Consider the following 26,033-nt stretch of genomic DNA (forward strand, 5'->3'; position numbering starts at 1 on the left):
CTAAAAGAAAAACAAATGGAAAAATTCAAAAACAACAGGTTTCTTTTGATGGTAATGATATTGATTTTTATCGTCAATTTGAATTCATGTACAGAAGATTTAAACAAAGTTCCACTGAATACAGTTACTTCTGACAAACAATTTAATAGTGTTGAAGGGTATAAACAAGGATTGGTTTCTGTGTATTCTAATTTGGCTTACAGCACCTTTTTGAGGTTTTATTGGAGCATGCAAGAATATTCTACAGACATGGCAGTAAGTACTTGGAATGATGGTGGTGATGGAATTTATCATGAATTGGCTTGGAGTGCAGATTCGCCAGCCATCGCAAATGTGTATACAGCTGCAATGAACATGATCACATTGTGCAACAATTTTATCAATGAATCTTCATCTGAAAAAATAGCTGCAAGAGGATTTACTGCATCACAAGCTGCAGAAATAAATCAATTCAAAGCTGAAGTACGATTTTTAAGAGCGTATTGTTTTTGGATTTTGATGGATAGTTATGGAAATCCTCCTTTTCCAACAGAAGAAACTTTAGGAACTACTCCACCAAGTCAAATTCAACGTGCTGATTTATTCGCTTTTCTTGAAACAGAATTGAAAGAAATTGAAACTGAATTGGCAGATGCAAGAACAAATGAATGGGGCAGACCAGACAAAGCTGCAGCTTGGGCATTGCTTTCTAGAATGTATTTGAACGGAAAAACCTATACAGGAAATGAATATTATACAGAAGCAATTACATATGCTACCAAAATAATTAACGAAGGATATGCATTAGAAACAAGATATGAGTGGTTGATGTTGGGTGATAATCATTTGAACATCAACGAATTTATTTTCACGATAAATTATGACAATACAAACCAAACTTGGTATTCTACAAATTTTTTAGCATTGGGTCCTGCAGGTGTTCCAGCAAGTATTAATGGAATGTCAAGCAGTTGGCAATCGTTTCGTTTTACACAACAAGTTCCTGCGTTATTTCCAACACCTGATACTTCTATTGACAAACGTGGAATGTTTTTTACAAGTGGACAAAACTTAGTAGTAAAATCAATTTCAACAAGTACAGATGGATATTCGTCTTTTAAATACAGAAACAAAGATCGAAATGGAAATCCAATAGAACAAAATAACAATTTTGGAAATCTTTCTGATATTGATTTTCCAGTATTTCGTTTGGCAGAAATTTATTTAACTTATGCTGAAGCTGTTTTAAGAGGTGGCTCAGGAGGAAGTAATGCATTGGCTTTGAGTTATATAAATCAAATTAGAGGTCGTGCTTATGCAAATAATCCTTCAAGTACTTCTGGAAATATTACCAATACACAACTTACGCTTGATTTCATTTTAGATGAAAGAGCTAGAGAATTGTACTGGGAAACTCATAGAAGAACTGATTTAATTAGATATAATAAATTGACTACAGGAGCTTACTTATGGGCTTGGAAAGGAAATTCCGAATTTGGAAGAGCAGTTGACGACAAGTACAATTTATTTCCAATTCCAACTTCAGATTTGTTGGCAAATCCTAATTTAAAACAAATAGATGGTTTTTAAAATAGTGCTTTAAATCACTAAAATAAATAATAATAAAACACAAATAGTATGAAAAATATTTTAAAAATTTTTATTGGAATACTGCTCACTTCATCCCTATTCAATTCGTGTACAGATAGTGAAAGTACGTATGTTGCAATACCTCCAATTGATGGTGAATTGCTGATAAATCCAACAGCGACAACTATAATTTTAAGCAAAGCCAATAAAGACCAAACAGCCATTGGTTTTAGTTGGAATGTTTCTGATTATGGCGTAAATACTCCTTTGCAATATACTTTAGAAATTGATGCTGAAAATGGCGATTTTTCTGATCCTGAAACCGAAGTTACCGAAAATACAACTTTGTCTCTTACGCATGCAAAATTAAATGCAATCGCATTAAGCATGGATTTAAATACAAATGTTGAAGGAAAAATTAAAGTAAGACTAAAAACATCTCTAAATTATGGTGCTTTGCCTTCTTATTCAAAAATTGAATCGATAACAGTAACACCTTATGAAGATTTATTTTTTCCACTTCCATTATCTGGAGAATTATATCTTCAAGGTGATGCAGTGCCATCCAATTGGGGTTATCCAGTTCCTGCAAATCAAAAATTGACAAAAATTCCTAACAAAGCCATTTTTACGATTACAAGAGAATTAATTGGAAACAGAAATTTTGCATTTATTAGTAGCAATATGGGTTGGGGAAATCCTGCGTATGTAGGTTTGGTTGCAAATCAACCAGCTACAGGAGGTTCATTTACAGAAAATGGCTCAAATACAAATCCACCTTGGATTGGAAGCCCTATAAAATCTCCTCCAATTACTGGGATTTATGAGATTACGATTGATTTTGTAACAGGAAAATATACAGTAACGCCTCAATAAAAAAATTGTATAAATGGGATTCTATATGAAATATTTAAGCTTAAGAGTGATAGTTTCTATCTCGCTTTTCATGTCATTAAAAGCATGTACACAAAGTAGTAATAATCCAAATGAACTTGATAATGAAAATTTAACTTGCACAATTCCAAGTGCAATGTATCCATCAAAAAACTTGGTAATTGCTTCACATACTGATTTTACTAAAAAGCATTATCCAGAGAGAATTGCAAGTTTCAAAGAGAATCCATTGTCAAAAAATGGTATTGTTTTTTTAGGCAATAGCATCACCGAAAATGGTGGAGATTGGGGCAAAAGATTCAATAATTCAAAAATAAAAAATAGAGGAATTGCAGGAGATACCACTGAAGGTGTTTTGGCAAGATTGGATGAACTTACGTATTGCGAACAAAAACAAATTTTCATTTTAATAGGTATCAATGATTTGTTTAGAGATGATATGACATCCGAAAAAGTGTATGAAAACATCCTGAAAATTGTCAATCAAATTCATGAAAAATCTCCAAATACCAACATATTTGTTCATACAATTTTACCAACAAGTACTTTAAAAATTAGAGAAAAAATTCAAATGACAAATGAATTGCTCAGAAATTCGGCATCAAAAAATCCGTATCAACTCATTGAATTACACACTGAATTTACAGATAAAGATGGTTTGATGAACATGAATTTATCTCATGATGGAGTTCATTTAAATGAAACAGGATATAGAGTTTGGATGAAAAAAATAATCAATTTAATATCATTATAAAATGTTTAAAAAAATTTATATATATCAGATTATCATTGCTTTAAGTTTATTATTTCAAGTAAGTTGCACTGTAGAAAGTGGCATTCCAACTGTAGAAGAAGTACCATTTCCAACACCAAGTTCCGTATTTTACAAAGGTTCTTACATGGCATATGTTTCGCACCAAGAAACTTATGGAGGAGTTGTTTTCAAAGAAAATGGCATCGCCAAAGACGCTTTTCAAAGTTTGGCAGATCATGGTGCAAATATTGCTCGTTTAAGAATTGACAATCCTCCTTATAGAAGCAGCTACACAACTGGTTTTGCTGATGTAGATTTTGGTTCACCAGCAAAAGTAAAAATAGAAATGCAAAGAGCCAAAAATGCAGGTTTAAAAACGCTATTAACATTTGGTTATCAATCAATGGCATTAAATGACAATGATAGATTAAATGGTTATGTTGCGCCACTAAAATGGCAATCTATAGCTAGTGATGTAGAAAAATTAAAAGATTCAGTATACAAACACACCACAACAGTTTTAGAAGATTTCATAAAATCAGGATTAATTCCGGAGATTGTTGCGATTGGCAATGAAACAAACCAACGTTTTTTAGAGCCTAACATGCTTGAAAGTGATTTGCCTCCTTATAGTGTTGTGAGAACTGTAAAATTATTAAATGCAGGCACAAAAGCGGTAAGAGATATCAACTCAAAATATGGATTAAACATCAAAATAGCCTGTCATATATTTAATGCTTCCTATCTGAAAACTTGGTTAAAAGTACACGTTCGAAATAATTTGGATTTTGATATTTTGGCACTTTCTCATTATCATGGTTGGCATTCTTTGGGAGATTTTAAGAACTGGACAGAGGTTGTGTCTTTTGTAAAAAATACCTACAAAAAAGAATTTTTAATCATGGAAACTGCACAACTTTTTAGAACTGGTGGAAATGATGGTCATGTGGATATTTTGGGAGTTGAAAATATTCCAAGAGGTTATGACAATCCACCAAATACAAATACACAAAAAAAGTATTTAAAAGATTTTGGACAAGAATTGTTTGATGCAGGTGGCATTGGAATCATTTATTGGGGAGGAGAATGGGTTGGATCTAACACCTTAATTTTTCCTGATCAATATGGTGCTGGTTCTTCATGGGAAAACAAAGCTTTTTGGGATTTCAATCACAATCTTCATGATGGTGTCAATTGGATGAACGAAATAATTCAATATTAAAAAAAATAAATCAATATAAAAGAAAATAGAGATTCAGAGTTAAGCTCTATCAAACTAAACAATAATTAACTCATAACCATTCACTTAAATCTTTAAATTATGAAAAAACAATTACTTTTTATTGCGTTACTTTTAACAAGTTTTATCAATGCTCAATCCATAGCATTTACTTCAGATATTTCAACTTCAGAAATTGGGAAAACCATCAAAGTAGATTTTAAATACACAGTTGCTGCTGACGGATATATTTTTTGTGGAATCAATTTACTAAATGATTGGACTTGGGTAAGCTATGTTGCAGGTGGAGAACTAAGTCCTGCTCCAGCAGGAACAGACGTTACTGGATCTATAACTTTTACAATTCCTGAGGGCACAGCTCCTTCTTCAAGTTTAACAGGAGCTTTGAATTATAAAATTAACATCGAATTAAAAACAAGCACTTTTGATTGGTTAGCAGGTGCTTATCCAGCAACACCAATTAATCTTACTGCTGCTGCTTTAAGTGTAGATGATATTTCAAAAAATTTACAAAATGTGTCTATTTTTCCAAATCCTACAAGGGATGTTATTCAATTAAAAGGAATTGAAAATAGTGCAATTTCTCAAGTTTCTATTGTAAATGTTTTGGGTAAAAAAGTGTATGCTTCCTCAAAAATTTCGAATTCTAAAATTGATGTTTCTCAATTAAATTCAGGAATTTATATTCTTACAGTGACTTCAGAAAATAATCAAAAGAGAATGAAATTCATTAAAAATTAAATCAATTTTTTTTAAATTCAACATTTTTAGGAAAATTCATTCATAAATCTCCTAAAAATGTTGAATTTTATAAAGTGTAAGGTTTAAAATCTTTTTCAATGAAATTTAAAATAGTTTTTTTTGTCCTTTTTATTGCTGTAAATTATAATTTTTTCAGTCAAAAATCAACGTTTGTTGACTCAAAAGGTGTTTTTAGATGGTCAAAAAACAAGGAGGAAATCCGACTTTTTGGCGTCAATTACACACTGCCTTTTGCACATGGTTACAGAGCCATAAATTATGTAAATAAAAATCATAAAAATGCCATAGAAAAAGATGTTTATCATTTGTCACGTTTGGGCGTTGATGCTTTTAGAGTGCACATTTGGGATACAGAAGTCACTGACAGTTTGGGAAATTTAATTGATTCTCCTCAGCTTGATTTGTTAGATTATACCCTCGCAAAAATGAAAGAAAGAGGATTCAAAACCCTTGTAACTCCTTTCAAAGTGGGTGATAATGGCTATCCTGAAAAGAATTTTCCTGTAGATGGATTTTCCAATAAATTGGAAAAATGGCAAACCTATGATGATGAAAAAGTCTTACAAAAACAAGAACGCTATTTTACACAATTATTAAATCATGTAAATCCTTACACTGGTTTGGCATATAAAAATGATCCTGATATTATTGCGCTGGAAATCAACAACGAACCAACGCATACTAATGGACCCATTGCCACAAAATATATCAACAGAATGGTTGATGTCATTCGCAAAGCTGGTTTTAAAAATCCTATTTTTTACAACGTTTCTGAAAGACCAGAATTTATTGATGATTATTTAAAAGCCAATATTCAAGGGTGTACTTTTCAATGGTATCCAACTGGATTAGTAAGAGGGAATTTACTTGAAATGAATAATTTACCCAATGTTGATTCGTATGAAATTCCTTTTGATTCTAAAAAAGAATTCCAAAATAAAGCAAGAATCATTTATGAATTTGACCCTGGAGACACCAATCAATCTTCTTTATTTCCTGCAATGGCAAGAAGTTTTAGAGGCGCTAAATTTCAGTTTGCAGCGCAATTTGCTTATGATCCAATTGATTTAGCTTTTGCAAATACTGAATATCAAACGCATTATTTCAACCTTGCGTACACGCCTTCAAAAGCGATTTCTTTCAAAATTGCTTCAAAAGTTTTTCATGAAACGCCTTTAGGAGCTTCTTTTGGGAAGTTTCCAAACAACACAAATTTCATGAATACAACCTTGATTCCTAGTCAAAATTTAGCGATTTACACTACTGAAACTGCTTTTTATTACACAAATTCAACTGATGAAATTCCTAAAAACACTAACAAATTAAAAGAAATTGCAGGAGTTGGTTCTTCAAAATTGGTTTCTTATGCTGGAAGTGGCGCTTACTTTTTGGATAAAATTGACAATGGAATTTGGAGATTAGAAATCCTTCCTGACGTGATTTGGGTAAATGATCCTTTTGAAAAAGCAAGTCTTAAAAAAACAGTGGCTTTTTTAGAAAATAATGACAATGAGATAGAAATTAATCTTTCGGATTTGGGAGCAAATTTCCATATTTCTGCAATTGATAAAGGCAATACATTTTCAGGAAAATCAAGTGCTCAAAAATTCAAAATCAAACCTGGAACGTATATTTTACATGCAAAAAATGAGCTTGATATAGCTATTTCAACTCAAAAATTAGGAAATATCAAAACCAATGAATTTGCAAATATCAATCAAGAAATCAAGCAAATTTATGTGGTTCATGAACCTTTAAAATCGATTGAAAAAAAGACTGATTTAAACATTGAAGCTGACATTATTTCGCCAACAAAAATTAAAAAAGTAGAAGTTGTTTTGCCTTCAGGGTATCAAAAAACGGATAATTATGTGATGGAAAAATCAGGAAATTATCACTACAAAGTGCTAATTCCGAAAGAGAAATTGTATGGAAATTCATTCAATTATCATATCGTTGTTTATACTGAAAATGGCACAACTGTTTTTCCTGATAATGTGGCTGGAAATCCTATTGATTGGGATTTTATTCCTGAAAAAAGATATAGTACAAAAATTGTAAAATCAGCACCAATCATCGTTTTGTTTGATGCTGCTGTGGAATCAGAAAATAATTTTTTATGGCCAAATCAAAGAGGCTATCGTTTTGAAACTATTGTTCATAAAATTCCGACTGAAAATACATTGAATGTAACAGTCAACAATTTAAATGGAGAAATTCCTGATTTTACGTTTAAAATTTTGGTTGAAAAAAATATCAAAAATGAAATTCATCATCTAAATTCTCTTGATTCTTTGATGATAGAAGCTTCATCTGGAACCACTAAAAATCAAAAAGTACAAATTGCTTTGCAATTAAATAATGGAACCGTTTTTGGAAAAGTAATAGAAGTAACACCCAAAAAAGAAATCCATTTTATTCCACTTTCAGCGTTAAAAGCAGTTCCAATGGTTTTATTACCAAGACCTTATCCAGGATTTCAATCGTATTGGTTTACTTCTTCATCCACAGAAAAATTTGAAAAATCTGCGATTGAATCACTACAAATTAGTTTTGGACCAGATCTAAACCCAGAAAATTATTCAGAAAAACAAGGGGTTTTACTCCATAAAATTGTGCTCAAATAAATGAAGATTTTTAAAAAGTTACTATTATTGATTTTTGTAGTTTTTCTGACAAACTTTTCCAAAAGCGAAAAAAACGGTGCAGAAAAAGTGAATTGGAAAATAAATAGCAATCAAAAAAATGACAGTCTTCCATTAATTCCAAATCAATTTTTGGATTTTCAGAAAAACAGTCAAGGTTTTTGTATTACAAAAGGCGATTCAACCAAAAAACAAATTGCCTTAACTTTTGATGATGGCCCAACAGAAGTTTCAAAAAAAATCATCAAAATTTTAGATAGATACAACGCAAAAGGAACTTTTTTTTGGGTGGGAGAACGCGTCAAAGAAAATCCTAATGTCATCAATATTGCCAAAAAAAATGGGCATTTAATTGCAAATCACAGTTGGAATCATGAAAATGGTTGGACGTTTTCAAATGAACAATTATGGCAAAATCAGGTTGAAAAATGCAATACTGAATTGTCAAATTATGGTGTAAAAAATGTTAGGTATTTCAGGCCTCCTTTTGGTGCCATCACTCAAAATCAGATTGATTTTTTAGCTTCAAAAAACATCAAAACGGTTTTGTGGTCAATAACGACCAATGATTGGGATCCAAAAGAAAATAAAGAAGGTCAACTATTTGAGAAATTTAAAAATTACATTCACAATGGAGCAGTGGTTTTGATGCACGATTTTGATTATAGCAATTTGGACGCAAAACTAAAAGATTTAGAGAAAATGCTTCAATATGGCATTAAAAATGGTTACAAATTTGTGACTGTTGAGACTATTTTATAGTCTGAAAAACTAAAATAAATCAAAAATAGTACATGTATAAAATTTCGTTTGTTCTCTTATTTTTTACATTTTTTTCTTGTTCGGAAGTTAAAAACACCATCAAAAAATCCGAAAATTCCAAAATTCAAAGTACTGTAATTCAAAAAATTCAGAAAAGAACTGAAAAGGAAATTTTAGTTTGTGCACATAGAGCTTACCACAAATTTGCGCCAGAAAACTCATTAGAATCCATAAAAAAAGCAATTGAAGCAAAAATAGACATTGTTGAAATCGACGTTAACACCACAAAAGACGGCGTTCTTGTATTGATGCACGACAATAAAATTGATAGGACAACCAATGGAACTGGATATATTCGCGATTTTACATTTGCGGAATTAAGCAATCTTTTTCTTGTGATGAATGATTCTGTAACAACTCATAAAATCCCAACTTTGCAAGAGGTTTTAGAAATTTCAAAAAATAAAATAATACTGAATTTAGACATTAAAAATGTGGAAATTTCAAAACTGTATCAACAATTAAAAGAAAACAAGATGCAAAATGACGTGTTTTCATTTATTTGGGATCGAAAAAAAATCGCAGAAATCTTAGCAATTGATGCAACTTATGCTGTATTACCTTTAGTTTCAAACAGCAAAGAAATGATGTATTATGCTAAAAATATTACATCAAAACTTCAACATTTTGATGAGAAATCATTAAATTCGGAAAACATGAATTGGGCAAAAAAGAATGCTATTCAAGTGTTTATGAATAGTTTATGGCATGTGGATAAGCTGTTTGAAAAAAATAATACTGCATCAATGAATAAAATAATTGAACTTCGTCCTGCAATCATTCAAACAGATCATCCAGTATTATTAATCAAGTATTTACAAAAATTAAATTTACATGAATAATGAAACCTTACTTCACAAAATAACAACTAAAAAAAAGTTTCCTTTCTTTTGGTTTTTGATGTTTGTTTGCTTGAATTTCCCCAATTTACTATTTTCTCAATCCATAGAAATTTCTTCTTTTAATGAAAATCCGCTTGAAGTAAGTCCTTTATTAGGAGCAACTTTGACCATAAATTTCAAATATTCTAGCGAAGTTGGTTCATCTGGAAATCATATTTATATTGGTTTAGAAATATTGGACTCAAATAATTCCTATGTTAAAACGATTGATGGTGTTACTCTGCTAAATCAACAAACAGGAAATGAAGTTCAAAAATCTGTTAGTTTTTTTGTAGGAAGTAGCAATCCATTAACTTCTGATTTGCCAAATGGAAATTATTATCAAGTAAAAGCAACCTTGTATAAAAGTGGAGGTTGGACTGAAAATGCTTGGGCAGGTCATTGGAATACTCCAGCTTTGGTACTTCAAAATACCCAAAATTATACGTTCAGCACAAACCCAATTAGCAAAGGTGCAGACATTAGTTGGATGACAGAAATGCAATCAAATGGTATTATTTGGAAAGATAATAATGGTGTTTCAAAACAATTGATGCCTTTGTTAAAAGAATATGATTTGGATGCTGTAAGATTGAGAGTTTGGGTAAATCCTGATGTTTCGCAAGCAAATGGTTGGTGTGATATTGACGATTTGGTTGCCAAAGCTGAACTCGCAAAAGCTGCTGGTTTAGAAGTGATGATTTGTATTCATTACAGTGATTGGTGGGCAGATCCTGGTCAACAAACAAAACCTGCAGCTTGGATAAATTTTTCAGTTTCTCAATTAGAAACAGCCGTTTACAATCATACAACCGATATTTTAACTGCTTTATCTGCAAAAGGAATTACACCTAAATGGGTTCAAATTGGCAATGAAACTAATGATGGAATGTTATGGAATACTGGAAAAGCTTCCACAGGTGGTTTTGCTAATTATGCGAAATTTTTAAATGCTGGAACCAATGCTGTAAAAACTTTCAACACCAATATAAAAACCATTTTACATCTTGCTAGTGGCAATGAAAATGGTTTATTTCGATGGAATATTGATGGTTTACTGAATAACGGAATGGTTTTTAACAGATTTGATATCATTGGAATGTCTTTATATCCTGATGAAAATAATTGGATTTCTATGGTCAATAACACCTATAACAATATGTTGGATATGAAAACGAGATATACTAAAGATGTGATGATGGTTGAAGTTGGTTTTTCTAGTACAAGACCTGATATTTCTCATCAATTTTTAACGTACATTATTGAAAAAACAAGACAAGCCAATGGTTTGGGTGTTTTTTATTGGGAACCTATTGCGCATAAAAACTGGAATTCGTATTCAAAAGGCGCTTGGGATGAAGATGGAAGTCCGTCAATTGCAATGGATGCTTTTATTGACAAATCAACACTGAATATTGATGAAATCACCTCAGAAAAAAACGATTCTTTCAAGATTTTTCCAAATCCAAGTTCCGAAATTTTACAAATTCAATCATTGAATGAAGTGTTGAAATCAATCCAAATTTATGATATGAATGGACGTTTGATTCAAGAAATAAATTCTCGAAAATTAGAAATATCTTTCTCAATTTCTCACCTTTTAAAAGGTGTTTATTTTTTAAGAATAAATAATGAAGAAACAATAAAATTTATCAAAAATTAAATATTAAAACTGTTTAATAAAAAAATGGTTCTTTTCAGAACCATTTTCCACTCATTGATTTTAATCCCCCGATTAAAAACAAGAATTATGATATATTTTGATGTGGGTTTTATAAACTCAACTATTTTATTAATTTATTTTTATCCAATGAAGCCAATCATTTACAACCTTTGAAAGACTATCTTCATTTAGATTTTTTGAATTTGGATTTACATTTTTGTAGTAATGATCTAGTCCTACATACGCTTTAAATGTAAAATTAGTATGCCTGTCTTTCATGGTTTCTATATGAAACATATCAACAAAAGGAGCGCCTTCATCAAGTGTGCCATAAGACATTAAAATCGGAATTTTTAACTGTTTTAAAATATCATTTTCATTTTGAGAAAAAGAAATTGACCCATAATTGGTATTCCAACCTTTATTTCTATCAAAAGCAAATGGGTACTTTATAACGTCTTCCCAATAATCATAAACATCCTGTGCAAATTCTGTATCTTCTTGAAGCTCTCTTCTTCTGTCTTGTTGCACCATGGCTAAGATTCTAGAGTAATAGGGTGTTCCTCCTGAATAAATAAGATGCGTAATACCATCAATTTTATTAGCCATATGGGCTACAATTGTACTTCCTTCAGAATGACCAATTGCTACCACTTTTGTGGTATCCACCCATTTTTGCTTTTTTAAAAAATTAAATACCGTATTATTACGTTTTACGTAATACTCCAAATTGTTATTCTCCAAATATTTTTCTGGATAGGAATTTGTATTTGGTTCTTTATATTTCCCTTTAGTAAGTTCGTTTTTATGAGCAATTAAAGGAAGTCCAGGTTTGCTAACTAATACTAAATGATATTCATTTTCTACAAACCCTTCACATATAGAAACGTAGGATACTTGACGCTCTCCATCATACACAATAAGAGGGACAGCAGTAGATCCTTGTACTTCAAAAATGATGGGTTTTTTATTGAGTTCTTCTCCTTTTTTTGATTTGACTAAAATATGAACGGTATCTTTTTCATATTCTAATTTTAAATGTCTGTAACCAAAATCTTCGGCACTTTTTTGTGCAATAGATAAAATTGCAAAAAGTAGAGATAAGATTAATAAAAAAGTTTTTTTTAGAGTATTCAGTTTGATTAAAAATGTCATTTTGTTTTGAGAAATTAGTATTTCAAATTTAACGAATTTAGTCAATAATCAAACTACCCAAAAAGGGTAGTAGTTACAAAAGCTTCGAATTATTTAATATTGTTTTATGAAAGTTTAGCTAGTATATAATTCTTAAAAAGAGAATACTTTTTAAAAAGTATGCTCTTAAATTAAATACTTAAGAAGTACTAATCAACCAATATTTTTATAGTTTTTGAACCCTTTGAATTTTGAATTTTCACTAAATAATAGCCTGGTTTAAAGTTCGTGATGTTTATAACTTCATTGTTGTGGTTTCGTGCACTAAACACTTGTTTACCTGAGATATCAAAAATTGAAATTTTAGCAATTTCAGTAAGACCTTTAATTGCTATTTTTGAACTAGAAGGATTAGGATAAAGTGAAACCGATTCAAGATCAATATTTTCAGTGCTTAATGCTGAGCATGCACCACCATCAGTAATTGTCCAACCATCAGAAGCAATCATATTTGCTCTTGCATCTGCTGCTGCTTGTGTACAATATTGAGAGTTACCACCATCAAAGTTTAAGTTGGGTTGTAAGTTTTGAGAATTCCAACCTATTAATAAGGCTTCGTAATTTGCGTCTGAAAGAGTAACTCCATTAAACATACCAGACAATTCAGTTACATTTTCTACATTCCAACCTCCCAGATTTTGATTAAAAGAACTAGGATTAGATGCTTGTGAAAACATTAAGGTCATATTTGTTACAGAAGATGTATCCCATGAACTAATATCACCATTAAATGAAGAAGCATTAGAAAACATTCCTTGCATGTTTACAACTTTACCAGTGTCCCAATTAAGGTTTTGATTAAAAGCAAAAGCATTTGTAAACATCGAACTCATATTCGTTACATTTGATGTATCCCAATTACTTATATTTCCATTAAAAGAATGTGCATCTGTAAACATGCGACTCATATTAGTTATTGTTGAAGTATCCCAATTATTGAAGTTTTGATTTAAATTTATAAAATTACCTAGAAACATTCCTTCCAAACTTGTAACACCACTTAAATTTGGTGCATCATTGGCATTTACTTGAAGGTTATAACAACCGCTAAAAGCATATTCCATTGATGTCCAAGAAATTGTTCCCCATTGATCAATTGAAATAAGCTTTCGGCTATCACCAAGTCCAGTAGAACCACTACCATTAAAATAAATTCTAGGGAAAGTTCCTCTAATTCTAATCGTATAAGTACCTGGTGTTCCAAAATCGTGGGTAACACTTCCTGTTTTACCAATATCTACCAAATTATAAACACCATCGTTGTTCCAATCAACATCGTAGTTATATGTTTCCCCAGGAAATGTTGGGATTATTATGGATGATGAATTTGAAGTTCCTGGGTTATCGGTTTTCCAAGTGGTAATAAATTCGGTTTGAGCATTAAGTGTTATAATACTTAATAAAATTACTGATGTTAGTAATATTTTTTTCATAAATAGACTTCGTTTAAAAATTCTTAAACAAATCTATAGGAATAGGAAACTGGAGCATCTACCCAAATAGGGTAGTTTTTTAAATTGGAATTAAATTAATCTTTGTTCATTGGCTTTTTTAAGCGCCTCTTCTTTTGAGTTTACTTGCAATTTATCGTAAATATTTTTTATGTGAAATTTGATTGTATTTCTGCTAATAAAAAGTGCTTCTCCAATACTTTTATAGCTTTTTCCTGTTGATAACAACGTTAATACTTCTGTTTCACGTTCAGACAAATCAGCATGGGTTTCTTTTTTAAAAGAACTCACAACCATTCGTGCAATTTTTATACTCATTGGTGCGCCTCCTGAAACCAATTCGTTTAAAGCATTTACTATTTGAGTACTACTGGCATTTTTTGTTAGATAACCACTAGCACCAGCACATAAGGCATCAAAAACAGTTTCAGAATCTTCGTAAACAGTTACTACTAAAACTAGTAAAGAAGGTTTCAATTCCTTTAGTTTTTTTGTAGCTTCAATACCATTTAGTTTTGGCAATTCAATATCCATTAAAACAATATCAGGGCTATCTTCTTTAAAATTTGCAATCGCATTTTCAGCATTTAAATAACTTTGAATAACTGTAAAATTATCAGCAGCAATAATTACTTCTTTTAATGCAATGCTTAAGGAAACATTATCTTCAATGATGACTACTTTATTCATATTACAAAAATACTTTATGAAACGAATTATAAAACCACCCTTTTAAGGTAGTTGTCCTAGAAACGTAATTGTTGTGCCTTGATTTGGAATTGATGTAATGTTTAATTCACAATCAATTTTTTTAGCTCTTGATTTCATGTTTTTTAAACCATTACTTTGTATTGCGCCTTCTTTAAATCCTTTGCCATCATCAGAGAGTTTGATCTCTAAATGGGTGTCATTACAATTGAAAATAAACTTTACTGAATTCGAATTTGCGTGTTTTACAATATTTGTGATGGCTTCTTTAAAAATAAAAATGATTTGTTTACTCCAATAATAGGGTAATTTTATATTGCTTTTAATAGTAGATTCAACTTCTAAATCAACGCCAAATTGGTATAAATAGTCTTCAGCAAAATCTGTAAGATAGATGTTTAGCTCATCCAGATAATTGCTTTTTTCTTGCAATGAAAAAATAAAATCTTTAGTGCCTTTATATAAATAATCTGCATCATTTTTTATGGTCATTATCATGTTACTATTTTCTTTTTTGACTTTTGTTGATAATACCTCTGATAGCAATGATATACTAGCTAATTTATTTCCTAAATCGTCATGAAAATCTCTTGCAATAGTATCTCTTGCTTCTGTAAGTTCACTTTCTGCTAAAATTCGTTTAGAAATTTCATTTTTTAGAATCTCATTTCTTTTTGATACAGCTTTTAATCTACTTAAAAAAACAACACCTATAAATGATGAAAAACATAAAAATAAAAGCAGTAGTATCCACCATACTTTATACCAAGGAGGTTTAATTTCAAAATTGAAAATAGAACTGTACATCCAATCGCTATGACTGTTTTGAACTCTAAATTGAATTTGATACTTATTTGGAGCGAAATTGGTAAAGTCAAGACTATTTTCATTAGGATTTAATGAAAGCCATTGATTTTTATTTAGTTGATATTCAACGTTGATGGCATTCCTATCTTGATAGGTAATTACCTCATAAACAAAGTTTTTGTTGTTTTGAGAAATATGAATTTTTGGAGGGTTTGTAGCTTTTACATCTTTTAAATTTACGATAGAAATCCCATTATTTCCCGCAAGCCATAAATGATTATTTAGCTCAATAATTTTATGAATTGCCAAAGACTGAATACCAAATGATTTTGAAAAGTGATACACTTTTGAATCCTTAATTACTGATAATCCTGATTGCGTTCCAAGATAAATTGTATTTTCTTTTAAAAGAATACAGTTTATTCGTTCATTTTTTAGGCCTGTTTTATTGTTATATAAAGATATAGAATCTTTGTTTTTAATAACCAACCCTTTATCTGTTGCAATATAATATGTATTATCTTTTATAATAGCGTCATTTATTTTTTCTGATGGCAATCCTATTTGAAAAAGTGAATCTCTAGTAAAAGTTTCATTTTTTAAATCATACATCCATCTACCTTTATTTGTATATAGATGAATTGAATGTTCCTTTTCTTCTACAAGATTAACAAATAACTCATTACTAATTAAAACTTGTTTTTGATTTATAAAAAGTGTGTCTCCTTGCCTGATAAATCCACCTTTTGTTTTGCTATAAAATCGACCACTTACAAGATTAAATTTAGGCGTTTTAGAAGGTTTTGCTCTTAAAGAGGACACTGTAACTTTATTATTTATATTCGATAAATGTTTAGCAAAACCATCCGTTGTCAGGTTATCCGTCAAACTATCTTTTGTAAACACATACAATTTAGAGGAAGTTTGAGCATACACTGTTGAGTCTATTTTTAAAATATCAATAATGTATGCGCCCTCTAAAACTGTTTTTATTGTTGGATTGGAATAGTAAAAACAATAAATTCCGTCACCAAAAGTAGAAATCCATAGATTGTTTTCAAAATCAAAAATGGCATCAGATATTGTTGTGTTAAATCCAATTATTTGACTAAAATCCATTGTTTTTTTTGTCTCAATATTAAATTGAATGAGCCGTTTTTCTCCCTTTTCATTTTTTACAACTAACAAAAAAATATTTTTTTCATGGGGAGCTTTTAAAATTTTAACGACAAACTCATTTTCTTTAATTCCGTGAATTGTAATTTTTTTATGAATGTTGTTTCTATTAGAAAATAAAAGAGTTGTTTTCGTTGCAAAAACATAGGAATCTATCTCGATCTCTAAAGCAGATGAAATCTCAAATTCTGATAAAAACGGAAAAACGGACTGTAATTTAAATGATGATGATAACTCTTTGACTCCTTTAAAATTATCGTTTGATAATTCTTGATTATGCACATAAACCTTGTTATTAATAATAAAAGGTTTTAATTTATGATATTCAACATCTAATTCTAAATCATCAACAAAATTTTGCTCATTTTTTACATATACTTTAGATTGAAAACGCTTTGTTTTTAAATCATAAATAGCAATTTCAACTCCTGAATCCGTATATAATTTATTATCAAAAAAAGTAATTTCGTAAGACTTTACATTTGTATCCTTAAAACTTGGAGCTTTGTGAATAGTGTCATTTTCTAAAAAATGCAACCCTCCCCCCCAAGTTGCGATGGCAAAATTCCCATCAGGAAGTTCTTTAACATCCATCACATAATTTGAGGTCAAACCATCTTTTAACGAATAATTTTTAAAATCTTTCCCATCAAATTTACTCAGGCCATCATCTGTCCCAATCCAAATATAGCCTTTAGAATCTTGAATCATATTGTAGGTTACATCATGCTGCAAACCATCTGAAGAGGTATAATGTTGATAGTTGTTTTGTGCCGAGGTAACAAAAACAATTAAAAAAATCAGTAAACTTGAGGCTAGTTTTTTACACATAAATAAATACTTAGTAGCTAAGTAAATAAAAAAATTAGATAGCTCTTGTGTTTTTTTGATAAAAAACAAGTCATTTTAAAAAACTACCCTTTTTGGATAGGCTAAACTTCGACTAAAATTAATTAAATTGAGAATTCAATTATAACCTCAAAAAATAAAATAGTATCAGGTATAAAATGAAGTTTAGATTTCTTGTTTTTATTTTCGTTTTTTTCATAAACATGCCAACAGCTTTAGCGCAAATAAATGCTAGTCTCATTGGAGATGCTATCGATTTAGGAAATAATTGTTACATATTAACTCAAGATGTTAAAAGTCAAAAGGGTGGTGTTTGGTATAACAATCCAATTGATTTTTCAAAGGATTTTGCAATTTATTATCAAGCAAATTTTGGCTCAAAAAATAGTAATGGTGCTGATGGAATGGCATTGGTTTTTAAAGGAAATCCACAACCTGAATTGGGAAATGATGGAGGAGGATTGAGTTATCAAGGCATCACACCTTCATTAATAGTTGAGTTTGATACTTGGCAAAATAGTGATTTTGGAGATCCAATTTTTGATCATATTTCAATAATGAAAAATGGGGATGCAAATCATAGTAATCCAGTAAATAATTTGGCAGGTCCTGTTCAAGCAAGTTTGTCAAATCCTAATATTGAAGATGGTAGTGATCATGAAGTAAAAATTGAATGGTTTGCTCTTCAACAAGTATTGATCGTTTATTTTGATTGTATTCCAAGAATTCAAATTACTATGGACATAAAAGCATCAATTTTTGGAGGTGATGACTCCGTTTATTTTGGTTTTGTTAGTTCTACAGGAGGAAACTCTAATTTACATCAAGTATGTTTAAATAGGGTATCATTTGTAGATAATTTGCAGTTACAAGATGTAACAATTTGTGAAGGAGAATCGTCTGAAATTGACGCAACTATAGCAAGTGGTGTATCTTATAGTTGGTCGCCAAGAGATGGCGTAAGTAATCCAAATAGTGCAAATCCTGTTTTTTCACCTAATGAAACAACAACCTATACAGTAACAATTGAAGATGTTTGTGGTGATGTTATTGTTGAAGAAGTAACTGTTACAATAGCTTCATTTAAATCAGCAATCTTTGATAGTATTGATCCAATTTGTGAAGGGGACATCATAGACCCATTACCAACAACTTCAAAAAATAATATTACAGGATTTTGGACACCACAGCTAAATAATACAACAACCACAACCTATACATTTATACCATTTTCTGATCCTTGTGTAACCACAACAACGTTAGAAGTTATTGTAAATCCGTTGGTAATTCCTTCTTTTGATGCCATAGCACCAATTTGTAAAGGCGATTTATTAACTGAACTCCCCACCATGTCCAACAATGGAATATCAGGAATTTGGTCTCCTTCATTAAATAATACATCTACAACATTATATACATTTACACCAAATCCCGATCAAGGTTGTGTTGCGAATGGTTTTCTAGAAATTATTGTAAATCAGATAGAAATCCCACAATTTGATTTTGAAACGACCATTTGTGAAGGTACTTCATTTGAATTCCCATCAATAGCTAATAATGGAATTGAGGGTGAATGGTCACCTGAATTTAATGCTGGGCTAAGTCAAGTATATACTTTTACGCCTATTGATGAAAGTTGTGTTTCTTCAATAAGTATAGCAATTACAATTAAAAAAAGAATTATTCCCGAATTTAGTATTGAAGGTTCAATTTGCGAAGGTCAAAATATTGCTGAACTGCCTTCAATTTCAAATAATGGAGTTGAAGGATTTTGGACTCCTGAAGTAAATAATACCACTACTACTTTATATACATTTACACCTTATGATTTTGAATGTGCATTAAGTACCACTCATCAAATAATTGTGAATTCAAACATACTGCCTTTATTTGATGATATTAAAACAAGTAGTTGTTTTGGTGAAACTTTAGATGAGTTACCTACACAATCTGCGAACGGAATAGTAGGAACTTGGCTTCCTGCGCTTAATAATCAATTGACAACAACATATACATTTACACCAGATGAAGGTCAGAATTGTGTTTTAGAAACGACCATTACAATCGTTATTACTGAACCCATAGTGCCAATTTTTGATAGTATAAGCCCAATTTGTGAAGGAGAAACTTTAGAAGCACTTCCTCAAATATCTAAGAACCAAATTACAGGTAGTTGGTTTCCAGAATTAAATAATTTAGAGACTACAACGTATACATTTATTCCCAATTTAGGGCAATGCGCAAACCAAACTACACTAAAAATAGAGGTATTACCAATCACTGAATTAGTTGTTGATATTATGATGAATTCAGATGACTTTTCCGATAATCAAGCAATTAGTATAGATGTAAAAGGAGGAACAGGAAGTTATGAATATCAATTAGATGAATTGCCTTGGCAAACTAATAATAGCTTTAGCGGAATTACTGGTTGTGGAGAACATTTGGTGAAAGTGAGAGAACTATCAAAGTGTAGTAACATCGCTATTCAAACTTTCAAAATTTTAGAATATCCAAAGTTTTTTACTCCAAATGGAGATGATAAAAATGATACTTGGAATATAGAGTGCCTTAAAAATCAAACAGAAGCTAGGATTACTATTTTTAATAGATATGGTAAAATGGTAGCAATCATAAATCCAAGCCTTTTTGGTTGGGATGGAAAATTCAATAACAAATTAATGCCATCTAACGATTATTGGTTTCAAGCAGAATATTTAGGGAATGATGGAAAACCAAAATTGTTTACTTCGCACTTTTCATTAATTCGTTGATTTAAAATCGAGCATTCATATTATCAATATTTTCTTTTATATTGATCTGCTATTTCATTCGAAAGCAGAAAGCAAAAGCCTTATTTTCTGACAACTTCTCTCGACCAATCAACTCTATAAATGATTTTTTGGTAGTGATTTTAAAGACAAATTTTCCATATTTCACTGAAATTCCAGCGGATGCATTTACAATCCAACAATTGACAGGAATGGTAAAGAAGTTTTTTGGAAGTAATGACTTTTTTACCCAATTGATTATCAATAGATACTATTTACTTTTAGCTCAGTTTCCCATCCAAGATGCGCGTTGTAACTTACTTTTAAAGCACCCAACAAGGTGAAATTTTTATTGGTTTCTATTTTCGTTTTGATACTTGCCATTTTACGATCGTTTAAATCGGAATCAGGAGTCACTTCAATCCAAATTTATGATATCAATGGACGTTTGATTTTTCAAAAAAGCAGTTCAAATTTGTCAGAATCCTTGAAAATAGCGCACTTATCTAAAGGAATTTATTTCGTAAAAATAAATCATAAAAAGTCATTGCGGTTTTTGAAAAAGTAGAAGTTTCAAAATTACATTTCCAAAAACAAAAAACCGCAACAAATAATTATTGCGGTTTTTTTGAGGTGTCGAGCGGATTCGAACCGCTGTAGATGGTGTTGCAGACCATTGCCTAGCCACTCGGCCACGACACCTTATTTGAATTAAGGAGTGCAAATTTACGCAATTTTACAATTACTGCAAGATTTTTTTAATGTTATCGCTTTTTTGTCAAAACAATTACCACTTCTTCTACATTCCCTCCTATTGGTGGGTTTATTTTTGAAACTCCAACTGTTGCTTTTTGTATCATAGGTATTTCTTTAAAAAACCGATCTAAGATTCTTTGTGCAACTTCTTCCAATAATTTTGAACGAATGGCCATTTCTTCTTTAACTATATGATTTAAATGCACATAATCAACAGTATCTGTTAATTCATCTGTTTTTGCTGATTTTTTTAAATCAGCTTTTACTTTAACATCTACTCTATATGGCGAACCAATTTTTGCTTCTTCATCCAAACAGCCATGAAAAGCATACAATTTAATATTGTTAACCCTGATGATACCCATAGTTAGTTAGTTTGATACATCCGATTTTTCCCACATTTTATCAGAATTCAATCGAAATGAGCCCAAATATTCGAAATTACATTGATCTGGATGAATGATGGATAAAAAATTGTCTTGATTTTTTCCTTGATATAAATGATAGATTTCTCCAATATTGGGTTCAAAATTAAATTTTGAGTTGTACACCAAATCGTTATAATGGAATTTTTCCATCAACATTTCGTATTGTTTTTTTACTTCCTCAAACTCTGATTTTATCTTTTTATTGACCCTAATCACACCATCATTTCTCCAAGTTGCCGTATTTAAAGGTTTAATTGCAGGCGCACTTGCAGAAGTTCCATAAGGTTTTAACGCAGCATCATATTGCTGAGTTTCTTCGTTAAAAACAACCAAATCTGGTTTTTTTGCTCCGTTTTTCATACGATGCAAATTTACTACAAAAAGAAGTTTGCAAATTGGTTTGTGAAAAATTTAACGCTCAAAAAAGCATCAATTTTATCCCGTAAAAAAATCAAACACATTGCTTATTGAACTTGTTTTTGTTTTGTAAAACTCAGTATAGGTGCATCTTTCGCAAGTAACGCTCGTAAATTTTTCAGTTTGGATATCAAACATTTTCGAGAAAACTCCTCCTGTTGCTCGCATTTGCCCTAGTTTGTATGTTTTACAATTACATTTTGGACAGGTGTAATTCCGTATTTGATCGCTCATATTTTTACGTTTTAGTATTTGACGTTGAATATACAAATTTGTCAACTATAGTCAATGCCAATCAAGTATTTTATGTAATTTTGCACCTTAATTTTTGCATACAAATAATGTCTGAAGAGAAAAAATCGCTCAATTTTTTAGAGCAAATCATTGAAGAAGATTTAGCAAACGGAATGCCTAAAGAAAACTTGCGTTTTCGTTTTCCACCAGAACCAAATGGCTATTTACATATTGGCCATACCAAAGCCATTGGAATTAGTTTTGGCTTGGGTATCAAATACAATGCGCCTGTAAACTTGCGTTTTGACGATACTAATCCTGCAAAAGAAGAGCAAGAATATGTTGATGCGATCAAAAATGACATTTCATGGTTGGGGTATACTTGGGCAAATGAATGTTATTCTTCAGATTATTTTCAAGAATTGTATGATTGGGCTGTTTTATTGATTAAAGATGGAAAAGCTTATGTGGATTCTCAAACTTCAGAGGAAATGCGAATCCAAAAAGGAACTCCAACAGAAGCTGGAACAAATAGTCCTTATAGAAATCGTTCAGTGGAAGAAAACTTGACCTTATTTCAAGATATGAAAGACGGAAAGTTTAAAGAAGGCGAACATGTTTTGCGTGCAAAAATCGATATGAGTTCGCCAAATATGTTGATGCGTGACCCATTAATGTATCGAATTTTACACAAAGCACATCATAGAACAGGAAATCAATGGTGCATTTATCCAATGTATGATTGGGCTCATGGCGAAAGTGATTATGTGGAGCAAATTTCACATTCTTTGTGTTCATTAGAATTCAAACCTCATAGAGAATTGTATGATTGGTTCAAAGACAATGTGCATGGTTACAGTGCTGATGCCTATCCTTTGATTCCAAAACAACGAGAATTTTCGCGTTTAAATTTGAGTTATACCATTATGAGCAAACGAAAATTGCTGAAATTGGTTGAAGAAAATATCGTTTCAGGTTGGGATGATCCAAGAATGCCAACGATTTCTGGTTTGCGCAGACGTGGTTATACACCTGCCTCTATCAGAAGTTTTGTGGAAACTGTGGGTGTTTCAAAACGTGAAAATGTGATTGATGTGGCGCTTTTAGAGTTTAAAATTCGTGAAGATTTAAACAAAACTGCCAACAGAGTCATGGCTGTTTTAGACCCAGTAAAAGTGGTCATCACCAATTATCCTGAAGGAAAAGAGGAAATTTTACAAGCTGAAAACAACCAAGAAGACGAAACTGCAGGTTTCAGAGAACTGCCTTTTTCAAGAGAAATTTTTATTGAAAAAGAAGATTTTCAAGAAGAAGCCAATAAGAAGTTTTTCCGATTGAAATTGGGAAACGAAGTTCGATTGAAAAACGCCTACATCATCAAAGCTGAGAGTTGCACCAAAGATGAAAACGGAAATGTGATTGAAATTCAATGTACTTATGACGCACTCAGTAAATCAGGGAGTGGTACTGAAGAAAGTTTGCGAAAAGTGAAAGGAACATTGCATTGGGTTTCTGTAAAACATGCTGTAAAAGCAGAAGTGAGAGCGTATGATCGTTTGTTTTTAGATGAAGCTCCTGATGCACATAAAGACAAAGATTTCATGGAGTTTTTAAATCCAAATTCTTTAGAAATTATTGATGCTTTTGTAGAGCCAAGTTTGCAAACTGCCAAGATTGGCGAGCGTTTTCAGTTTCAACGTTTGGGCTATTTTTGTGTGGATAATGACACGACTGCAAGCAAATTAGTATTCAACAAAACTGTTGGATTGCGTGATTCTTGGGGTGGGAATTAGGGTTGGTTTTTGGTTTTTGGTTTTTGGTTTTTGAAAATAAGAAATTAGAACCAAGAGACAAGAAAAAAGAGGACTAAATTGTGCCTTTTTTTTTGTTTTTTACAACTTAAATTGCTTACTTTTACAATTATATATGCTGTGTATATCTTATTAAACAGCAAACAATAAAGTCTATTTATTGTAATATTTCCTAAAAAATTAACTAGTACTTTTTAAAAAATTATGTAGATTATACTGAAAAATAATCTACATAATTTTTAATTTACATACGTATGCGTTTCTATTCGTTTACGTATACGTTGAACTTTACATACGTATGTGTTTTTATTTACATACGTATACGATTTTTTTATATACCTATGTGTTTTTTAATTTAAAAGAAACTCTTTGCTATAAAATATTAATTACTTTAGTGGGGAATTAAATTAGGTAAGTATCAGAAAAAGTTATAAAAGTTGCTTATTAATTAACCTGATAAATTTAAATGCCAAATAAAAAAGAACTTAAGGATAATATTTGGGCAATATGGAAGATTTCTATACTTGCAAAAAAGTGCTTGATATATTCCTATTATATGCACAAACCAGACACAGAAGAAGAATTGAATTTTTTAAATAATTCTGGAGAATTTATATTTAACGACATATATTATGGAGAAATAGTGTAATAGAGTTATCCAAACTGTTTAGTAATCCTTCTAGAAATAATAAGTTCAACTTAATCCATTTTTTAAAAAAGTTAAAGAAAGATCAATATTTTGGTGGTTTTAATATTAATCAAATCAAAATTAAAGAGTGGGAAAATCAAATACTAGAAAATAAAGATACAATAGATTTAATACTGCAATTAAGAGATGAAGTTTATGCCCATACAGATAATAAAACAATCACTAACAATATAGATACTCCTACCTTTGAACAAACAGAAAAACTATTAATGATTGTAGAAAATATAGTTAAGGAAATTTATTTTACTGTTTTTAATAGTCATGCTGAAATTGAAAATCGTCATATCTTTAAAAAACCTTCTGGAATAATCAAAATTTTAGCATCTGAAAAAAGAGAAAGAATTGATAGGTTAAATAAGTTTAAAACTTAAAAAATATTTAAAACCAAAATTATATGAAAAAATCAAAAGACATTATCGTGACAACAACTTCCTCATTAGAAGGAATGAATATTGTAAAACACTTAAAACCAATTTCTGCTCATATCGTAATTGGAACGAATATTTTTAGTGATTTTTTAGGTGGTTTAACAGATGTCTTTGGTGGAAAATCAAATTCTTATCAAAAGAAATTGAAAGAAATTTATGAAGACGCAATCAAAGAAATAAAATTTGCTTGCAATGAAGTAGGAGGAAATTGTGTTTTAGGATTAAAAATAGATATTGATGAAATTTCAGGAAAAGGAAAGTCAATGTTTATGATAACTGCAATTGGAACAGCTGTAATTGTTGAATCAGACAAAAAAGATGAAGATATTTATCAAAAAATAAATGAACATGTTTCTGTAGATGAACTCAATGAATTGAGAACAAAAAAGTCAATTATTTATAAAGCTGAAAACTCTAATTTAGAATTAACAGCTGAAATATGGAGTTTTATTACTAATAATAGAATGGTTGAAATGCTCCCTTTTTTAATGAAAAAAGTAGCCTATGCAGGAGCTAATTATGGAAATTCTCATATTGATGATTTTAGTGAAAAATTAAAAATATTTATTGAAAATTTACCTGAAAGTCAAAAGAAAAAATATTTATACGATTCGCTGAAAAATAATAAAAATGAAAATTCAAATAAAATTATTTTAGATATAATAAAAAGTTTATACCTTCTTGATGTATCAGAAACAATTGGACTTTTGGAAAACGAAAAGCTATCTGTTAAAAAATTAGGATTACTTATTTCAACATATGATCAACTCAATTATTCACAAAATGATATTGACAACTTGCAATTACTTAAAAAAACAATTGAAATAACTTTTACAGAACGAGGAGAAAGAACCACAAAAAAACAAATGCTTTCCAGTAAAGAAAAGGAAGTTTGGGTTTGTGAATGTTCGAAAGTTAATAACTCAGAAAATGAATATTGTGAAAGTTGTTTGAAAGATATTTTTGGGTTTGAAAAAATTGATTTACGACCAGAAAAAGTAATAAGTCATTTAGGTGATAAAATAAATCTTATCAGGGAATTGATTTAGAAATATTTTAAGGGA

22 protein-coding genes and 1 tRNA gene are annotated in these 26,033 nt (G+C 30.5%); 14 read left to right on the top strand and 9 right to left on the bottom strand.

Going from position 1 to position 26,033, the window contains the following annotated elements; all coding sequences use genetic code 11:
• Nucleotides 1-15 precede the first annotated feature (15 nt).
• The 9 genes from IU405_RS05165 to IU405_RS05205 all read left to right on the top strand — a co-directional run bounded on the left by IU405_RS05165 (nucleotide 16) and on the right by IU405_RS05205 (nucleotide 11,230).
• The gene (locus IU405_RS05165) at nucleotides 16-1,569 is read left to right on the top strand and encodes a RagB/SusD family nutrient uptake outer membrane protein (protein WP_197437547.1); all 1,554 of its coding nucleotides are present in this window, start codon (nucleotides 16-18) and stop codon (nucleotides 1,567-1,569) included.
• Between the two features lie 48 nt (nucleotides 1,570-1,617).
• The gene (locus IU405_RS05170) at nucleotides 1,618-2,445 is read left to right on the top strand and encodes a SusE domain-containing protein (protein ID WP_197437548.1); all 828 of its coding nucleotides are present in this window, start codon (nucleotides 1,618-1,620) and stop codon (nucleotides 2,443-2,445) included.
• Nucleotides 2,446-2,470: 25 nt separating this feature from the next.
• Nucleotides 2,471-3,217, top strand: coding sequence for a GDSL-type esterase/lipase family protein (locus IU405_RS05175; protein ID WP_197437549.1), 747 nt, complete (start codon nucleotides 2,471-2,473; stop codon nucleotides 3,215-3,217).
• 1 nt (nucleotide 3,218) lies between these two features.
• Entirely contained in the window at nucleotides 3,219-4,439 is a 1,221-nt protein-coding gene (locus IU405_RS05180) for a glycosyl hydrolase 53 family protein (protein WP_197437550.1), read from the top strand.
• A 99-nt stretch (nucleotides 4,440-4,538) separates the two neighbouring features.
• The gene (locus IU405_RS05185; protein WP_197437551.1) at nucleotides 4,539-5,198 is read left to right on the top strand and encodes a T9SS type A sorting domain-containing protein; all 660 of its coding nucleotides are present in this window, start codon (nucleotides 4,539-4,541) and stop codon (nucleotides 5,196-5,198) included.
• A 98-nt stretch (nucleotides 5,199-5,296) separates the two neighbouring features.
• A complete protein-coding gene (locus tag IU405_RS05190) occupies nucleotides 5,297-7,846 on the top strand; it encodes a cellulase family glycosylhydrolase (protein WP_197437552.1) in 2,550 nt (849 codons plus the stop codon).
• On the top strand, nucleotides 7,847-8,626 hold the full coding sequence (locus IU405_RS05195; RefSeq protein ID WP_197437553.1) for a polysaccharide deacetylase family protein: 780 nt from the start codon (nucleotides 7,847-7,849) through the stop codon (nucleotides 8,624-8,626).
• A 32-nt stretch (nucleotides 8,627-8,658) separates the two neighbouring features.
• Nucleotides 8,659-9,528, top strand: a complete 870-nt coding sequence (locus IU405_RS05200) for a glycerophosphodiester phosphodiesterase family protein (RefSeq protein WP_197437554.1) — start codon at nucleotides 8,659-8,661, stop codon at nucleotides 9,526-9,528.
• Nucleotides 9,521-11,230, top strand: a complete 1,710-nt coding sequence (locus IU405_RS05205; protein ID WP_197437555.1) for a glycosyl hydrolase 53 family protein — start codon at nucleotides 9,521-9,523, stop codon at nucleotides 11,228-11,230. Before IU405_RS05200 ends, IU405_RS05205 begins: the two co-directional genes overlap by 8 nt.
• A 129-nt stretch (nucleotides 11,231-11,359) precedes the next feature.
• On the opposite strand, the gene IU405_RS05210 is transcribed toward IU405_RS05205, so the two are convergent.
• The 4 genes from IU405_RS05210 to IU405_RS05225 form a co-directional block, all read right to left on the bottom strand.
• A complete protein-coding gene (locus IU405_RS05210; RefSeq protein WP_197437556.1) occupies nucleotides 11,360-12,385 on the bottom strand; it encodes an alpha/beta hydrolase family protein in 1,026 nt (341 codons plus the stop codon).
• 188 nt (nucleotides 12,386-12,573) lie between these two features.
• The gene (locus IU405_RS05215) at nucleotides 12,574-13,857 is read right to left on the bottom strand and encodes a BspA family leucine-rich repeat surface protein (protein ID WP_197437557.1); all 1,284 of its coding nucleotides are present in this window, start codon (nucleotides 13,855-13,857) and stop codon (nucleotides 12,574-12,576) included.
• Between the two features lie 90 nt (nucleotides 13,858-13,947).
• Nucleotides 13,948-14,565 (bottom strand): response regulator, encoded by a 618-nt coding sequence (locus IU405_RS05220; RefSeq protein ID WP_197437558.1) that lies wholly within the window; start codon nucleotides 14,563-14,565, stop codon nucleotides 13,948-13,950.
• 42 nt (nucleotides 14,566-14,607) lie between these two features.
• Nucleotides 14,608-17,397 carry a two-component regulator propeller domain-containing protein gene (locus IU405_RS05225; protein ID WP_197437559.1) on the bottom strand — a complete coding sequence of 930 codons (2,790 nt, stop codon included), beginning with the start codon at nucleotides 17,395-17,397 and terminating at the stop codon, nucleotides 14,608-14,610.
• A gap of 221 nt (nucleotides 17,398-17,618) precedes the next feature.
• Between IU405_RS05225 and IU405_RS05230 the strand changes: the two genes are divergently transcribed.
• On the top strand, nucleotides 17,619-20,189 hold the full coding sequence (locus tag IU405_RS05230; protein WP_197437560.1) for a lectin-like domain-containing protein: 2,571 nt from the start codon (nucleotides 17,619-17,621) through the stop codon (nucleotides 20,187-20,189).
• A gap of 258 nt (nucleotides 20,190-20,447) precedes the next feature.
• On the opposite strand, the gene IU405_RS15755 is transcribed toward IU405_RS05230, so the two are convergent.
• Nucleotides 20,448-20,570: a hypothetical protein gene (locus IU405_RS15755; protein WP_262894633.1), complete on the bottom strand. Its 123-nt coding sequence runs from the start codon at nucleotides 20,568-20,570 to the stop codon at nucleotides 20,448-20,450.
• On the opposite strand from IU405_RS15755, the gene IU405_RS15895 reads away from it, so the two are divergent.
• Nucleotides 20,527-20,754 (top strand): T9SS type A sorting domain-containing protein, encoded by a 228-nt coding sequence (locus IU405_RS15895; protein WP_197437561.1) that lies wholly within the window; start codon nucleotides 20,527-20,529, stop codon nucleotides 20,752-20,754. The genes IU405_RS15755 and IU405_RS15895 overlap by 44 nt on opposite strands.
• 63 nt (nucleotides 20,755-20,817) lie before the next feature.
• Here IU405_RS15895 and IU405_RS05240 read toward each other — a convergent pair.
• The 4 genes from IU405_RS05240 to IU405_RS05255 all read right to left on the bottom strand — a co-directional run bounded on the left by IU405_RS05240 (nucleotide 20,818) and on the right by IU405_RS05255 (nucleotide 22,021).
• Nucleotides 20,818-20,888 (bottom strand) — tRNA-Cys (locus tag IU405_RS05240).
• A 62-nt stretch (nucleotides 20,889-20,950) separates the two neighbouring features.
• The gene (folB, locus tag IU405_RS05245; RefSeq protein ID WP_197437562.1) at nucleotides 20,951-21,307 is read right to left on the bottom strand and encodes a dihydroneopterin aldolase; all 357 of its coding nucleotides are present in this window, start codon (nucleotides 21,305-21,307) and stop codon (nucleotides 20,951-20,953) included.
• Between the two features lie 6 nt (nucleotides 21,308-21,313).
• Nucleotides 21,314-21,730, bottom strand: a complete 417-nt coding sequence (locus tag IU405_RS05250; protein WP_197437563.1) for a DUF2452 domain-containing protein — start codon at nucleotides 21,728-21,730, stop codon at nucleotides 21,314-21,316.
• A 75-nt stretch (nucleotides 21,731-21,805) separates the two neighbouring features.
• Entirely contained in the window at nucleotides 21,806-22,021 is a 216-nt protein-coding gene (locus tag IU405_RS05255; RefSeq protein ID WP_197437564.1) for a zinc ribbon domain-containing protein, read from the bottom strand.
• Between the two features lie 107 nt (nucleotides 22,022-22,128).
• On the opposite strand from IU405_RS05255, the gene IU405_RS05260 reads away from it, so the two are divergent.
• From IU405_RS05260 to IU405_RS05270, 3 genes are all read left to right on the top strand, one after another.
• On the top strand, nucleotides 22,129-23,814 hold the full coding sequence (locus IU405_RS05260; protein ID WP_197437565.1) for a glutamine--tRNA ligase/YqeY domain fusion protein: 1,686 nt from the start codon (nucleotides 22,129-22,131) through the stop codon (nucleotides 23,812-23,814).
• Between the two features lie 645 nt (nucleotides 23,815-24,459).
• Complete coding sequence (locus IU405_RS15760) at nucleotides 24,460-24,912, top strand: hypothetical protein (protein WP_197437605.1); 453 nt, start codon at nucleotides 24,460-24,462, stop codon at nucleotides 24,910-24,912.
• A gap of 23 nt (nucleotides 24,913-24,935) precedes the next feature.
• Nucleotides 24,936-26,018, top strand: a complete 1,083-nt coding sequence (locus IU405_RS05270) for a YbjQ family protein (RefSeq protein WP_197437566.1) — start codon at nucleotides 24,936-24,938, stop codon at nucleotides 26,016-26,018.
• The last annotated feature ends 15 nt before the right edge of the window (nucleotides 26,019-26,033 follow it).

The organism is Polaribacter sp. BAL334 (assembly GCF_015767435.1).
In the GTDB taxonomy this organism is placed as follows: Bacteria; Bacteroidota; Bacteroidia; order Flavobacteriales; family Flavobacteriaceae; genus Polaribacter.